Raw genomic sequence first — 14,524 nt, 5'->3', positions numbered from 1 at the left:
CATCCCGCTGCTCCCGCCGGTCCTCCCTCCTCGCGAGGTGGACCGGCGCGCCGCGCTGGGCAGTCTCTGGCGCGGCACCTGTGCCCTCGCCGTCCTCGGCGCGGGGTGCGGCAGGGAGTGGCGGGACGCCGCGGTCCTCGAAGTTCCCGAGGGCGCATGTGGTGCCTCCACCGAGCCCGGGACTCCGGAGGACGGTTGGGTGGAGGTGCCGCTCGCGGACCACCCCGCGCTGCGCGAGCCGGGGGGACAGGCGGTGGTGCACCTCCCCCAGGCCCTGCTGGACGTGGTGGTGGTGCGGACCCCGCCGGAGTGTGTGTCAGCGGTCTGGCGCACCTGCACCCATGGCGCGTGTCTGGTGGCCTGGGACGCCGAGGCGGCCGTCCTGGAGTGCCCGTGTCATGGCTCGCGCTTCGGGCTCGATGGGCACGTGCTGCGAGGCCCCGCCACCCGCCCTCTGGCCACCTTCCGCGCGGTGCTCCGGGGTGAATCGCTCTTCATCTTCCGGCCGCGCTGAGCCTGTCGGGACTGGGGTGACCCCGGACCTGGGAGTGGGGCGGCGTCCATGACGCGGCGCGGAAGCGACGGCCCGGACGCGGGGACCGGTGACAGTTTGCTCGCGGCCTCTCTGATACGGGGGAATGTCGTGTAACGTCCCGGCTTCGATGTGGCAGATCATCATCAACGGGCCGGGCTATTTCGACACGTCGTACGATCTGCCCGAGGGCGCCACGAGCCTCGGTCGCGCGGACGAGAACGACATCGTCCTGGGCGGCGACCTCGTGTCGCGCCGTCACGCGCGGCTGTTCGTCGAAGGCGATGCGCTGCGCATCGAGGACCTGAGCAGCCGCAACGGCAGCCGCGTCAACGGCGCGCCCCTCCAGGGCTCGAAGGCGTTGATGGCGGGAGACACCGTCGCGCTCGGGGAGAACACGCTCGCGGTGCGCCAGCCGCACACGGTGGAGAGCGCCGCCACGGAGATGGTGGACCTGGGCGCGGGCGGGGTGGTGCGCTTCGGGCACGGCACCGACGTGTCGCCCGCCGTCCTCCTCGCCAAGGCCGTGAAGGACGCGGACGTCCTGCGCCTGCTGGACAACGTGAACCCGCTGCCGTTCGACGACACCTTCTCGCAGGCCTCGCCGGTGGGGCCCGCGATGCAGGCCGCGCCGCGGGTCGCGTATGAAACATTGGTGTTGTTGTTTCACACCGCCGAGGCGCTCGCGTCCGCGCGCACGCTGACCTCGTTCCTCGAAGCCACCATGGACCGGGTGCTGGAGCGCACGGAGGCGACCACCGCCGTGGTGCTGCTCAAGCACGCCACGGGGCCGTTGGTGCCCGCCGCCGTGCGTCACCGGGGCCGGCTCGCCAAGGGCGAAGTGCCCGTGTCGGACGCCGTCGTGGACGAGGCGCTGCGCCAGGGCCGCGCGCTCGCGCTGGGAGACGTGCGCGACGACCGCCGCTTCGCCAGCCGCGAGAGCGTCATCCTCTATGGCGTGGACCGCGTGCTGTGCATCCCCATCGGCGCCGAGCCGCCCTTCCTGGGCGTGCTCTACGTCAACACGCCCGGCGAGGGAGACACGAGCCTGGAGGTCATGCTGGATGCGTGCACGGCGGTGGCGCACCTGGTGGCCAGCGGGGTGCAGCGCTTCAACGTGCGCGAGGGCTCGGGCCCGGACCGGCTGCGCCGCACCCTGGAGCGCTTCCATCCGCCTGAAATCGCCGAGCGCCGCGCGGTCGAGGCGCAGCGCAACAACGGACGCCTCCCGGGCCTGGAGGAGCGCACCGTCACGGTGCTCCACGCGGAGTTGGTGGGGTTCAACGCCATGGCCGCGAAGCTGGGCGCGGCGCGGGCCACGCAGCTGCTCTCGGACTTCCACTCGCGCATGAGCGGCATCGTGTTCAGCTTCGGCGCGACGGTGGAGGGCTTCCAGGGCGAGACGTTCCGCGCGCTCTTCGGCGTGCCCGTCGCGCAGGGAGAGGACGCGGTGCGTGCGGTGCGCGCGGCGCTGGCCCTGCGCGCGGACTGGGAGCGCGGCATGTCGCGCAAGCCCGCCGAGGAGCGCTGCGAGCTGCGCATCGGCATGCATACCACTCGCGCGCTGGTGGGGATGATCGGCCCCGAGCACCGGCAGGACTACACGGCGGTGGGAGACGGCATGGGCGTGGCGGGGTGGCTCGCGAGCACGGCCAATCCGTGGCAGGTGCTCATGACGGGCAAGGTCCTGGCGGCCACCGGGGCGCGCTTCGACGTCCTGCCTTTGGGCGAGCGGGTGGTGCGCCCCCCCAAGGACAAGGTGGCGGTTTTCGAGGTCATCGACGAGGACATGGGCTCGCTGACCAACCCCGGCGTCCGGTGAGTGGACCCCTCCGGCAGGTTGACCGGTTGATGGCGGGGGCCGGGACGGGGTTCAATGGCGTCCCCGTGGTGCATCCCCGCCCCGCATGAACTCCTCCTCCCAGCCCGCCCGACTGCGCCCCTTCCGGCCGCAGCCCTTTGGCCGGTACACGCTCCTGTCGCACCTGGCCACCGGTGGGATGGGGGAAATCTACCTCGCGCGCCTGGAGGGGGCGCAGGGCTTCGAGAAGCTCTGCGTCATCAAGAAGATCCTCCCCCAGCTCGCGGCGGACCCGGAGTTCGTGGAGCGCTTCGTGGGAGAAGCGCGCACCCTGGTGAAGCTCAGTCACGGCTCCATCGCGCAGGTGCTGGACATGGGCCTCCACGACGTCGAGGCCTACATGGCCCTCGAGTACGTGGACGGAAAGGACCTGCGCAAGGTGGCCGCGCGCGTCAGGGACCGGCAGTCGCCGCTGCCGCTCACGTTCATCCTGTACGTGATGGGGCGGGTGCTGGACGCGCTCGCGTACGCGCATCGCAAGCGGGATGACGACGAGAAGGAGCTGAAGCTCGTCCACCGGGACATCTCGCCGCAGAACATCCTCATCTCCTACGAGGGGGAGGTGAAGGTCATCGACTTCGGGCTGGCCAAGAGTCGGCTGTCCGCCGCGAAGACGAACCCGAGCATCATCCTGGGCAAGTTCCTCTACATGTCGCCCGAGCAGGCCCGGCACCAGCCGGTGGACCGCCGCAGCGACCTGTACGCGGTGGGGCTGTGCCTCTACGAGCTCGTCTCGGGGAAGAACCCCTTCGACGCGGTGCCTCCCGGTGAGTTGATGTCGGCGGTGGCCAACCCCAAGGTGGCTGCGCTCAACGAGGTGGAGCCGCTGACGCCGTCGTCGGTGGTGCAGTTGGTGGCCAAGGCGCTGGCGGTGGACCCGGCGCAGCGCTTCCAGACCGCCGAGGAGTTCCGGGGGCGGCTGCAGACGTGCTTGATGGAGATTGACGCGAGCGCGGGGCCGGAGAGCGTCAGCCGCTTCATGCGCGACCTCTTCGCGGCGGACTTCGTGTCCGAGCGGCGCTTGCTGGCGAGCCTCAAGGACGTGCCGCGCATGATGGGCGCCGAGGCGCGCGGAGCGGAGGGCGCGCCGTCGCGTCCGATGACGCCCATGCTCCCGCCGAAGACCATCCGGCTGGATGGCCCCGTGGAGCCGCTCTCGTTCCATCCCACGCCGCGAAGCCGTGAGGGCGATGGCGCAGGACGCGACGATGGCGAGACGCGTCCGGGCGTGATGGTGGACGACACCACGCGCCCCGCCTTTCCCGTGGAGCAGCTGGAGGAAGAGGCGCGCGTGCGAGCGCGGCGAGGCACCACGGAGAACACGGTGCCATCCGTCGAGGTGCGGCCCGAAGCGCTGGAGCGGCCCGAGGTGCGTTCGGCGCCCGCGCTCCAACCGGAGCCTGGCGCCATCAGCCGTCCTGGCGCGAGCGATACCGCGCCGGGAGTTCGTCCTCCCTCCTCGACGCGTGAGGTGCCGGCGGTGGTGCTGCCCGCCGAGGCCTATCGCGTTCCTCAGCCGCTGACGCCGCCGTTGCCGCCCATCGCGGCCGCTCAGTTGGAGTCAGAGCCCGAGGAGCCCTTCATGGTTCCTCCGCCGCTGCCTGACGGGCCGCTGGCGGATGACGAGGATGAGGCGCTGCCCCCGCCGCCTCGTGAGATCACGACGGAGCCGCGAGGCGTCGCGCCGGACTTTCGCGCCACCGACAGCTCCGCGCGTCCAACCGCGTTGGAGCTGCGCGCGAGCGATGGGGCTCGCAACGTGGTGCCGGACTTCCGGCCGAGCGACAACGCCACGCGCCCGACCGCGCTGGAGATGCGCGCGAGCGAAGCAGGACGCCCGGCCGCGCCAGAGCCACGCGGGGTCGAGGGTGGGCGCTCGGCCTCGATGGAGGTGCGCGCGGGTGGCGCACCGGACTCCCGGTCGAGTGACACGACGCGCACGGCCGCGCCCGAATCGCGCACGAGCGACACGACGCGCACGGCTGCTCCCGAAGCGCGCGTCGGCGGTGCCCAGGACTTCCGCGCGAGTGACCCCTCGCGCACGGCCGCGTCGGATCCTCGCGTGAGCGGTGCCCTGGACCTTCGCGCGAGCGACCTCGCGCGCGTCGCCGCGTCGGAGGCGCGTGGGGGCAGCGCACAGGACTCGCGGACGAGCGACACGACGCGCACCGCCGCTCCGGAACCACGCACCAGCGACACGGCGCGCGCGGCGGCTCCGGAGTTCCGCGCTGGCGACGGGGGCCGTGCTTCCGCCCAGGACCTGCGCCCGACTGAAGGGGGGCGCACGGCCTCCCTGGAGATGCGCATCAGCGAGGCGGGCCGCTCGGGGGGCGCGTCCAATCCGCCCTCGGGCCCGCCGCCGCGTGCGTCGGGCATCTCCCGCACGGTGTCGTCTCATTCGGCGCCGACGGTGCAAGTCCCCACGGTCTCGCCGGGACTTCCGCCTCGCTCCACGCCGTCCTCGGCCATGTCGTCCGTGGGGCAGGGGAGCGCCGCGCGTCCGGTGATGCCGGAGGAGACCACGCCCTCGGCGATGGCGCTTCCCGCCGAGGAGCACTCGGACCCCAGCGCGACGCCCCTCGACGCCGAGGGACATGCCGGCGCTGACGCCCGCCTCGGGGACGTGGACACGCACCCGCGCTTCAACCTGCCGCGCGGTGGCGCACGCCATGACGACACGCAACCTCGCGTCGTCCTGGATGAGGCGCTCCTTCGGGATGTCGAGGCGGAGGAGGCGCGGCCCAAGACGGGCGCGCGTCGGATTCGCGCGTCATCTCCTGGGCTCCCGGCTCGCGGCAACACGTCCGCGGGGATGAAGGCCGTGGTGGCCCGCCCGGCGCCCGTGGTGGTGGAAGAAGAGGAAGAGGACGACGTTCCCGCTCCGCTGCCTTCCCACGACGAGACGCGCCGCACGGTGATGCCCGTGCGCCCCGAGCCGGAAGTCCGGCAGGAGCACACGCGTCGCACGGCACGCCCCACTCGCCCTGGTGGGAAGGGGCGGTCCGTGGTCATCGTCACCTTGCTCCTGGTGGGAGGACTCGGGGCCGCCGCGGCGGCGCTGGCGTTTGTCCCGGGGCTGCGTCAGTTCATCGGGGTGGACTTCGCTCGCGCGCCATCACCGCCGCCCGCCGAGCCGTTGATTCCGCGCACGCCCACGGTGCCGCCGCCCCCCGGACACGCGAAGGCCATCGCGCCCGAGCCGAAGCCCGCCGCGGACGCGAAGCCGGCCACGCCTGCTCCCGCCGCCGAGGAGGCGCTGGACGACGACAGCCTCGTGACGCCGCTGGAGCCCTCGCACGACGGCAACGGCGAATCGGCCCCAGGTCATCGGGGCGGCGCTCCGAGTCGGGCAAGCAAGCAGCGCACGCCGCCGCGCGGTGCGAAGGAGAAGGACAAGGGCCGCGACCAGACGCCGCTCCAGCGTGAGTGGAGCGCGACGAGCGCCCTCTACATGAAGCTCGTGCGCGACCATGACTGCGCCAGCCTCCGCACCGCGTGCATGCGCTACAACGAGCTGGCGGACGAGGTGGCCGCCGCGGGAGACACCAACGACCCGTCGACGCTGGCGAATGTCCGCAAGCTCCGCTCCGAGCTGGTGCAGCGGCAGAAGGAACTGCCCTAGGCGCCGTGGAGACACTGCTGTCCATGCAGGGCGTCGTCGCGGGGTACGGGGCTCGGCCCGTGCTGCACGGCGTGGACTGCGCGGTGCGCGCGGGTGAGCTGTGGGCGGTGCTCGGCCCCAACGGCACGGGCAAGAGCACGCTGCTGCGCTCGGCGCTCGGCGTGATGCCTTGGGTGCGAGGCGAGACGCTGCTGCTTGGAAAGCCGCGCGCGGAATGGGAGCCGCGCGCGCTCGCTCGGCGCGTGGCGTGGGTTCCCCAGACGCTCGAGTCGGTGGAGGGCTTTCGCGGACTGGAGCTGGTGCTGATGGGCCGCAGCCCGCACCTGGGTCTGTGGGGACTTCCCTCGGCGCGCGACGAGGCGCTGGCGCGCGCGGCCTTGGAGGAGCTGGGCGTGGCGTATCTGGCGGAGCGACCGGGCGAGGCGCTCTCCGGAGGCGAGCGGCGCATGCTGCTGCTCGCCCGAGGGTTGGTGCAGGAGCCCGCGCTGCTGCTGCTCGATGAGCCCACGGCGTTCCTCGACGTGGCGCATCAGGTGGGCACGCTCGCTCGGGTGCGCGCGCGCGTGGATGCCGGGCTGGGCGCGGTCGCGGTGCTCCATGACGTCAACCTGGCTGCTGCCTTCGCGACCCATGTGATGTTGCTGCGAGACGGGCGCGTGTTGTCCCAGGGGACGGTGGACGCGGTGCTCCAGCGCGAGGCGCTCGAGGCGCTCTACGGACTGCCCATGGAGATGGCGCTCGCGCCCTCCGGAGCACGCCTCTTCGCTCCACGCGCGCCGCCGCGCTGACCGCCCGGGGTGGGGGTGTTGACACCGAAGCCACCCAAGCGAGAAACACGAAGGACTCCCCCCGCCGAGGCCTCATGGCCCGCTACGCCGTCGCCATCTTCACGAGTGCGTTCCTCCTGTTCGGCGTTCAGCCGCTGGTGGGGCGCTATGCGCTGCCTTGGTATGGCGGCACGTCAGGCGTGTGGACCACGTGCATGCTGTTCTTCCAGACCGCGCTCCTCGCGGGCTACGGCTATGCGCACGTCGTCTCCTCGCGCTTGCGTCCGCGCGCCCAGGTACGCCTCCACCTGAGCGTGCTGGCGATCGCCATGACGGCGCTGGCGGTGCGCGCGCTCCTCACGGGCTCCACGCTGGCGCCCGGCCCGGAGTGGCGCCCGCTCGACGAGCACGCGCCGGTGCTGCGCCTGCTGGGCATGCTGACCTGGATGGTGGGGCTGCCCTTCGTCGTGCTGGGGGCCACGGGGCCGCTGCTCCAGTCCTGGTTCGCGTCCGCGCGGCCGGGGCGCTCGCCGTATGTGCTCTACGCGCTGTCCAACGCGGGCTCGCTCCTGGCGCTCTTGGGCTATCCCTTCCTCATCGAGCCCTGGGTGTCCCGAGGCGCGCAGACCTGGGCCTGGAGCGCGGGCTTCCTGTGCTTCGGGTTCGCGTGCGTCGCGTGCGCCAGGGACGTCTTGGCGCGCGCCGGTGAGTCCGCGGCTCCAGTCGACACGGGTGCGCCCCCCGAGGAGGAGCGCCGCCCAACGTTGACCCTCACGCTGAAGTGGTTGGGGCTGAGCGGCTGCGCGTCCGTGTTGTTGTTGGCCACGACGAACCAGCTCTCGCAGGACGTGGCGGCGGGGCCGTTCCTCTGGGTGCTGCCGCTCGCGGTGTACCTGCTCACGTTCATCCTGGCCTTCGCCCGTGAGTCCAGCGCCGAGCGTCCGCGCACCGCGCTGTTGCTCATCGGCTCGGTGGCGCTGGTGGCCTATGCGCACAAGCAGGGGCCGAACATCGGGTTGCTGTGGCAGGTGCTGTTCTACGCGGCGGCGCTCTACGCGGGCGCGATGGTGTGCCACGGCGCGCTGTATCGGCTGCGACCCGCGCCTCGGCACCTGGGCGCCTTCTACTTGTGGGTGTCCACGGGTGGCGTCCTCGGGGGCGTGTTCGTGAACCTGCTGGCGCCGGCCCTCTTCCGCGTCTACTGGGAGTACCCGCTGGCGCTGGCGGCCTGCTGCGCCATCACGCTGTCCGGCATGCTGCGTCGGCCGAGCGAGGAGGCACTGCTGGCCCGCCTGCAGCGCGTGCTGCGAGGCGCGATGCTGGTGACGGTGTCGCTCAACATGGCGCTCATCACTGCGGGAGAGCAGTCCCGCGTGCGCTACTCCGCGCGCGACTTCTTCGGCGTGGTGCAGGTGCTGGAGCAGGTCCCGAGCGTCCCTTCCCAACACCAGTTCACCTTGCGCCACGGCATCACCACCCACGGCTGGCAGTTCGTGGAGCCCTCGAAGCGCAAGATGGCCACGTCCTACTTCACGGAGGCCAGCGGGCTGGGGCTCGCCATCGCGGAGCAGCGGCGACTGCGTCAGGCGGTGGGGCTCCCCGCGGGCCTGCGCGTGGGGGTGCTCGGGCTGGGCGTGGGGACGAGCGCGGCGCTCCTGGAGCCCGAGGACTCCATCTGCTTCTACGAAATCAACCCCACCATCATCGCGCTGGCGAGAGGACAGCAGGGCTTCTTCAGCTACCTGTCGGACTCACGCGGCGCCGTGGAGGTGGTGGAGGGCGACGCGCGCATCTCCCTGGAGCGCGAGCTGGAGCGCGGCCAGCCTCGCGGCTTCGATGTGCTGGCGTTGGACGTGTTCAGCTCGGACGCCATCCCCGTGCACCTGCTCACGGAGGAGGCGGTGGCGCTCTACCTGCGGCACCTCGCGCCGCACGGCGTGCTGGCGCTGCACATCAGCAACCAGTACCTCGACCTGCTCCCCGTCACGCTGGCGCATGCGCGGGCCTCGGGGCTGTTCGCCACGCTCGTCTACCAGGAGTCCCGAGCGGACGCGCTGCGCAGCACCTGGGTGGTGCTGAGTCCTGACCGCGAGTTCTCCTGGGGGCCCACCTTCACGCGGACCTTGTCGAGCGTGCGCCGGTTGTCGCTGCGCGGGCCTCCGGACTTCACGTGGACGGACGAGCGCAGCAGCGTGCTGCTCGCGCTGCGTTCCGCTGTCTGGGAGCGCCTGGAAGAGCCCGAGTCTCCTCCCGCGCGCGCCGAGCCCGCCGTGCCCTGAGGTCCCGCATCGAGCCTTTAGTGATGGGGCGCCGCGTGCGCGTGGGGCATGGCGGCGGAGCTGAAGTCGAGCACCACCAGCAACCCCAGCACCGCGCACGGCAGCGCCAGCGTCGCGGCCCCGTAGTGCAGGAAGAGCAGCGGCCCCAGCGTGCTCCCCGCCAGGAACGCGGCGAGCAAGCCCAGGTGCAGGCGGGTGCGCTCGAACTGGATGGCGGAGGGCAGCTCGCGCAGGCGGTGCAGCAGGCCGCGCGGTCCCCGGCCTCGGGCGCCATCCCGCACCCACGCGCCCATCTGGACGAGCTGGATGCCGATGTCCGTGAGGATGCCCGTCATGTGCGTGGTGCGGACGACGGCGCCCGACACCCGCGTGACGAGCGCGTTCTGCTGCCCCATGGCGAACGCCAGGCTCCACAGGGGCAGCACCGCGTGCGCGCCGGGATGGAAGCCCAGCCACACGGCGATGCCTCCCAGCGTGCTGGTCTCCAGCACGAGCGCGGCGGAGTGCCGGCCCCGCGTGCGGTGGCGCGACGCATCCAGCAACACCGAGGCGCAGATGGCGCCCAGGACGAACGCGCCCAGCAGCTGCGCCGTCAGCCGCGCGGCGCTCCACTGCCCGCTGGCCAGCGCCTCGCCCAGGCCGGCGGTGTTGCCCGTCATGTGCGAGGTGTGCATGCCGAGCGCGACGAAGCCCGTCGCGTTGACCGAGCCCGCGACGCTCGCCAGCAAGAGAGACAGGATGCTGTAGGCGCGACGGCTGCTCGGGGTCGATTCAGTACTGAAGGGCATGGGCGGATGCCGGGTGGCGAGAGGATGCTAACACCCGCGCGCCACGCGCACCGTGCCTCGCGGGGCACCTAGCCCGGCGGCCAGAGGAGCGGACGGCCCGCGAGCATGTGCAGGTGGATGTGGAAGACGGTCTGCCCCGCGTCGCGGTGGGTGTTCATCACCACGCGGTAGCCGTTGTCCGCGTGGCCTCGCTCCTTCGCCACCTTGGCCGCCGCCATGAACAGGTGGCCCACCGCCTCCCGGTCCTCCACCGTCAGGTCATTCACCGTGGCGATGTGCTTCAGCGGGATGAAGAGGACGTGCGTGGGCGCCTGTGGGTTGATGTCCTCGAAACCCAGGCAGACCTCATCGCGGTACACCACGCGGGCGGGAATGAGGCCGTCGCGAATCTTGCAAAAGAGGCAGTCGGACATGCCGCGTGGCTTAGCAATGCGCGGCGCCCGAGGGAACCGCCTCCGCGCTGGACCGTCCGCTCACGGCAGTCGCCACGAGTAGCCTGGGTCGGGAATGCACCCGCCCTCGGTCACCCGCGCGAGCACCAGCGGACCGTCTCGGGCCACCACGTCGTCGGGCCGCACCGCGCCGGGGACGGTGATGACGTGGCTGAACAGGCCGGACTCGCGACCTGGCCCGAAGTGAGGGTACAGCGGCACCCTCCGATGGAAGGCGCTGTAGCCGCCCGTCCACGCCAGGTGGACCGCCTCCACCTTCAGGCCGCAGACATCCTCGCGGCGCCCCGCCACTTCCATGAGGCGGGTGACGGGACCCATGTCGTCCCACGCGCTGGCCCGTGAGCGGGAGTTCTCGTACTGCCCCACCCGGCCGAAGGTGAGGGAACCCGCGCGGGCGCCCGAGACGAGCGCCAACACCACCACGACCCCCACGGTCGCCACCCGCGCGAGCGGGCCCCGCGCCAGGTGGAACAGGCTGTCCAGGCCCACGCCCGCGAGCGCCGCCAGCAGGGGGAAGAGGGGGACGAGGAAGCGCAGCTCCTTGTGGGGCTGGAGCGCGTGGAGGACGAAGAAGGCCCCCGCGATGAAGCTCAAGCCCGGGGCGCGCGGCAGCGCCAGCAGCACGAGCCCACCCGTGAGCGCGGCGACCTCCGGCATGCTCCGGAGCAGCACCCGCCCGTAGTAGCCGAAGGGCGCGGTGCCCCAGTCGGCGGCCCTGCCCTGCACCAGGTTGAAGTCCAGGTAGACGATGGCCGAGTGGAACCACCGCCCCCAGGTGAGCCGGTCCAAGAGGCCGAAGAGGAAGGCCCACAGCACGAGCACGCCCAGCGCCTCGCCCGCGCGCCGCCACTCCCGCCGTGCGGCGAGCACTCCCAAAAGCCCCACGCAGAAGACGCCGTTCTGCAGGCGCAGCAGCACGGCCAGCCCCAACAGGGACGCGCCCGTCACCAGGGCCCGCCGCGACGCACCCGGCGCCAGCGCCAGGGCCAGCCCCACCACCGCGGGCAGGGCGGAGGCGTTCTCGCTCATGGCGCGCGGCGAGAAATAGAGGGGCACCGCCGACAGCGCCAGGAGCGCCGCCCCGCCCGAGGCCGCCAGCGGGGAGGCGCCACTCGCGCGTGCGAGCCGCCAGCTCCCCCAGGCGCACGCGACCCCCATCAGCGCGAAGACGCTCTTGGTCACGGGCAGATAACCCGCCGGGTCGGTGATGCCGAGCAGTCGGGCAAGCCCCATCACCCCCGCCACCAGCCCGGGGAGGGCCCAGTTCCGGGCCCCCTCGACGAACTCCCAGGCCACCAGCCCGTAGCCGTAGACGAGCCGGTGGGCGGGCTCGAGGCTCTGGTAGACCTCGTCCGGCCAGTACATCCCGTCGTCGTGGGTGGCCCAGTACAGCCGCAGCAGCGCCCCCACCGTGAGGACGCCCGTCAGGAGCCAGACCCCCACGCGCTGCTCGCGGAGGTCGTCGGGTGTAGGAGGAACAGTTGGCACGGTGGGGAGCACCTCAAAGGGGCTCGCGGGTGATATCCAGGTCCTGACGATGAAATCCATTCGGATCTCCCAGCTCCTCGACGACCACGACTACGACCTCCAGCTCACGCTGGTCGCCGGGCGTCAGGGGCTCCAGCGCGTGGTCAACTCATCGCGCATCCAGAAGCCGGGCCTGGCGCTCGCGGGCTTCACGGAGCATCTCCATCCGCATCGCGTGCAGGTGTTCGGCAACACGGAGATCTCCTACCTGGCCACGCTGACGGAGGCGCAGCAGCGCGAGGCGCTCGCCAAGCTCTTCGCCGAGGAAGAGGGCCTGTCGTGCGTGGTGGTGACCAAGGCGCTCGACATCCCGCAGGCGCTCATCACCGCGTGCGAGGAGAGCGGGCTGGCGCTGATGAAGACGCCCATGCTCTCCAGCGAGTTCATCCAGCGCGTGCAGGCGTTCCTGGAGGAGTCGCTCACCGAGTCCAGCAGCCTGCACGGCGTGCTGATGGACGTGTTCGGCGTGGGCATCCTGCTGCTCGGCAAGAGCGGCATCGGCAAGAGCGAGATTGCCCTCGACCTGGTGATGCGCGCCCACCGGCTGGTGGCGGATGACATCGTGGACGTCACGCGGCGCAAGGGCGCCGTCTATGGCGCGGGCAACCCGGTCATCAAGCACCACATGGAGATTCGCGGCCTGGGCATCATCAACATCAAGGACCTCTTCGGCGTCGCGGCGGTGCGCGAGCAGAAGAAGATCGAACTGGTGATTGAGCTCCAGGAGTGGGACCCCCAGCAGGAGTACGACCGACTGGGAGTGGAGGACAAGCACCTCCAGATTGTGGGAGTGGACATCCCGCTGTCCGTGGTACCGGTCCGTCCCGGACGCAACATGGCCACCATCATCGAAGTGGCGGCCCGCAACCAATTGCTCAAGCTTCAGGGACACCACTCGGCGCGAGAGTTCGCCGAGCGCCTCAACCGTGCCATCGCCCAGGGGGCGATGCGCCGCACCTTGGGAGAAGAGGTCGAGTGACCGCCTCCAGCAAGCAGATCATCGTCATCACCGGCATGTCCGGCTCGGGGAAGACCACCGCCATCCGAGCGCTGGAGGACGCGGGCTTCTTCTGCATCGACAACCTGCCGGTGCTGTTGTTGCCCAAGCTGACGGAGCTCGCGGGCGCGGGCCAGTTCGAGCGCATGGCGCTGGTGGTGGACGTGCGCGAGGGCGTGTTCCTCAAGGACGCGCCCCGGGTTTTGGCGGACGTCCGGCGGGCGGGGCACCAGGTGGATGTCCTCTTCCTGGACTCGAGCGACGACAGCCTCTTGCGGCGCTTCAGCGAGACGCGCCGCCGTCACCCGCTGGCGCCCGAGGGCACCGTCGCCGAGGGCATCAAGGCCGAGCGGGACGCGCTGCGCGACCTGCGCGAGCTGGCGGATCAGGTCATCGACTCGTCCGCGCTGAACGTGCACGACCTCAAGCGCATGGTGCAGGCGCGCTTCAGCCCGGAGCCGGCTTCGGGCCCGAGCCTGTCCATCATGTCGTTCGGCTACCGGTACGGCGTGCCGCCCCAGGCGGACCTCGTGTTCGACGTGCGCTTCCTGCCCAACCCGTACTTCGTCGCCGAGCTGAAGGGCCTCACCGGGAAGAACGCGAAGGTGGCCTCGTACGTGCTCGACCGCGACGAGACCCAGCAGTTCCTGGAGAAGATCGTCGACCTCTGCCGCTTCCTGTTCCCGCGCTACCAGAAGGAAGGCAAGTCGTACCTGACGGTGGCGCTGGGGTGCACGGGCGGCAAGCACCGCTCGGTGGCCATCGCGCAGGAGTTGGTGCGGCGGCTCGCGGACGAGCACGGTCGCGTGCAGCTCTGGGACCGCGACATCGAGAAGGAGTAGGGCGAGAACCTCAGGTCCGCGCGCCCGTCACCCAGGTGAAGCGCGGGCCGCTCACGCCGGCTTTCTCCAGGGCGCGCTTCAGGCGCTCGGAAACGATGAGCGTGACGGGGTAGCCCCACGGGCGGAACACCTGCGCGTCGCCCACCTGGCTCGGGTCGATGCGCAGCCCGCGCACGGTCCGGTACTGGCCCACCTTCTCGGGCAGCCCGTCCTCCTCCGTGTAGCGCCGCGCCTCCTGGCAGGCCGCTTCGTCGATGCAGCGGATGAGGCGGGTGGCCACGAGGATGAAGTACGTGTCGCGCTGGCCTTCCACGCGCGTGGGCAGGAGCTGGATGTCCGCGGGGGCCAGCGTTCGGAAGATTTCGGCCACGCGCGCGTGCAGCACGGGTGTGAGGCCCGCGCCCGCGAGGGAGAAGTCGAGCGGCCGCGCGAACGGATCCGTGGGGATGCTCAGCGGACCTGGGGGCACCACGGCGCGGCCCGCGGTGAACATCCCCACGTCGCCCACCTCGCGGTCGTTCGCGTCGCGCGGATCGCCCAGCTCCCAGCGGCTGGGCACCTGGAAGTCGTCATGGAGGTCGTAGAAGCGGGCCCGGGTCGCCGTGCGGGTCCTCGGGGCCTGCTCTGGGGGGGCCTTGCTGGCGCGCCGCTGTCGCCGCGTGAGGCCCTTCGCCTTCTTTTTCGTCCGGAGCTGCGGCGTGCTCGCCGTCGTCGGAGTCGGCGCGCTCGGAGCCGAGTCCGGAGGTCGCCACAGCTTTCGAAGCGCATGGGTAAGCCGCCTGAACATCTCACCGAGGTTACCCCGAGCCCCGGCTCCTGGCGCGCTTCATCGCACCTCGCCGGCGGACGCTTGCGCG

At 71.6% G+C, this 14,524-nt stretch carries 11 protein-coding genes; 7 read left to right on the top strand and 4 right to left on the bottom strand.

Going from position 1 to position 14,524, the window contains the following annotated elements; translation table 11 throughout:
- Nucleotides 1-37 precede the first annotated feature (37 nt).
- From JGU66_04690 to JGU66_04670, 5 genes are all read left to right on the top strand, one after another.
- Nucleotides 38-514 (top strand): Rieske 2Fe-2S domain-containing protein, encoded by a 477-nt coding sequence (locus tag JGU66_04690; protein ID MBJ6760050.1) that lies wholly within the window; start codon nt 38-40, stop codon nt 512-514.
- A 148-nt stretch (nt 515-662) separates the two neighbouring features.
- On the top strand, nt 663-2,354 hold the full coding sequence (locus JGU66_04685; protein MBJ6760049.1) for an FHA domain-containing protein: 1,692 nt from the start codon (nt 663-665) through the stop codon (nt 2,352-2,354).
- A gap of 85 nt (nt 2,355-2,439) precedes the next feature.
- Entirely contained in the window at nt 2,440-6,015 is a 3,576-nt protein-coding gene (locus tag JGU66_04680) for a protein kinase (GenBank protein ID MBJ6760048.1), read from the top strand.
- Nucleotides 6,016-6,020: 5 nt separating this feature from the next.
- Entirely contained in the window at nt 6,021-6,803 is a 783-nt protein-coding gene (locus tag JGU66_04675; protein MBJ6760047.1) for an ABC transporter ATP-binding protein, read from the top strand.
- Between the two features lie 74 nt (nt 6,804-6,877).
- Nucleotides 6,878-9,061 carry a fused MFS/spermidine synthase gene (locus JGU66_04670; GenBank protein MBJ6760046.1) on the top strand — a complete coding sequence of 728 codons (2,184 nt, stop codon included), beginning with the start codon at nt 6,878-6,880 and terminating at the stop codon, nt 9,059-9,061.
- 17 nt (nt 9,062-9,078) lie between these two features.
- Here JGU66_04670 and JGU66_04665 read toward each other — a convergent pair whose 3' ends face one another.
- From JGU66_04665 to JGU66_04655, 3 genes are all read right to left on the bottom strand, one after another.
- Nucleotides 9,079-9,849, bottom strand: coding sequence for a DUF1275 domain-containing protein (locus tag JGU66_04665; GenBank protein MBJ6760045.1), 771 nt, complete (start codon nt 9,847-9,849; stop codon nt 9,079-9,081).
- A gap of 68 nt (nt 9,850-9,917) precedes the next feature.
- On the bottom strand, nt 9,918-10,262 hold the full coding sequence (locus JGU66_04660; protein MBJ6760044.1) for a histidine triad nucleotide-binding protein: 345 nt from the start codon (nt 10,260-10,262) through the stop codon (nt 9,918-9,920).
- A 60-nt stretch (nt 10,263-10,322) separates the two neighbouring features.
- Nucleotides 10,323-11,849, bottom strand: coding sequence for a hypothetical protein (locus tag JGU66_04655; protein ID MBJ6760043.1), 1,527 nt, complete (start codon nt 11,847-11,849; stop codon nt 10,323-10,325).
- Between JGU66_04655 and JGU66_04650 the strand changes: the two genes are divergently transcribed.
- Complete coding sequence (locus tag JGU66_04650; protein ID MBJ6760042.1) at nt 11,839-12,807, top strand: HPr kinase/phosphorylase; 969 nt, start codon at nt 11,839-11,841, stop codon at nt 12,805-12,807. The genes JGU66_04655 and JGU66_04650 overlap by 11 nt on opposite strands.
- A complete protein-coding gene (gene rapZ, locus JGU66_04645; protein MBJ6760041.1) occupies nt 12,804-13,667 on the top strand; it encodes an RNase adapter RapZ in 864 nt (287 codons plus the stop codon). Before JGU66_04650 ends, rapZ begins: the two co-directional genes overlap by 4 nt.
- 10 nt (nt 13,668-13,677) lie before the next feature.
- Here the strand turns inward: rapZ and JGU66_04640 are convergent, their stop codons facing one another.
- Entirely contained in the window at nt 13,678-14,454 is a 777-nt protein-coding gene (locus tag JGU66_04640) for a hypothetical protein (protein ID MBJ6760040.1), read from the bottom strand.
- Between the last annotated feature and the right edge of the window lie 70 nt (nt 14,455-14,524).

Source organism: Myxococcaceae bacterium JPH2, assembly GCA_016458225.1.
GTDB lineage: Bacteria > Myxococcota > Myxococcia > Myxococcales > Myxococcaceae > Citreicoccus.
Note: the sequence above shows the minus strand (reverse complement) of the source record. Positions and strands in the feature narration are given on the sequence as shown.

Coding starts and splice junctions, on each gene's coding strand:
- JGU66_04665 (MBJ6760045.1), bottom strand. CDS start 9,849: ATGCCCTTCAGTACTGAATCGACCCCGAGCAGCCGTCGCGCCTACAGC.
- JGU66_04650 (MBJ6760042.1), top strand. CDS start 11,839: ATGAAATCCATTCGGATCTCCCAGCTCCTCGACGACCACGACTACGAC.
- JGU66_04680 (MBJ6760048.1), top strand. CDS start 2,440: ATGAACTCCTCCTCCCAGCCCGCCCGACTGCGCCCCTTCCGGCCGCAG.
- JGU66_04670 (MBJ6760046.1), top strand. CDS start 6,878: ATGGCCCGCTACGCCGTCGCCATCTTCACGAGTGCGTTCCTCCTGTTC.
- JGU66_04660 (MBJ6760044.1), bottom strand. CDS start 10,262: ATGTCCGACTGCCTCTTTTGCAAGATTCGCGACGGCCTCATTCCCGCC.
- JGU66_04685 (MBJ6760049.1), top strand. CDS start 663: ATGTGGCAGATCATCATCAACGGGCCGGGCTATTTCGACACGTCGTAC.
- JGU66_04640 (MBJ6760040.1), bottom strand. CDS start 14,454: ATGTTCAGGCGGCTTACCCATGCGCTTCGAAAGCTGTGGCGACCTCCG.
- JGU66_04655 (MBJ6760043.1), bottom strand. CDS start 11,849: ATGGATTTCATCGTCAGGACCTGGATATCACCCGCGAGCCCCTTTGAG.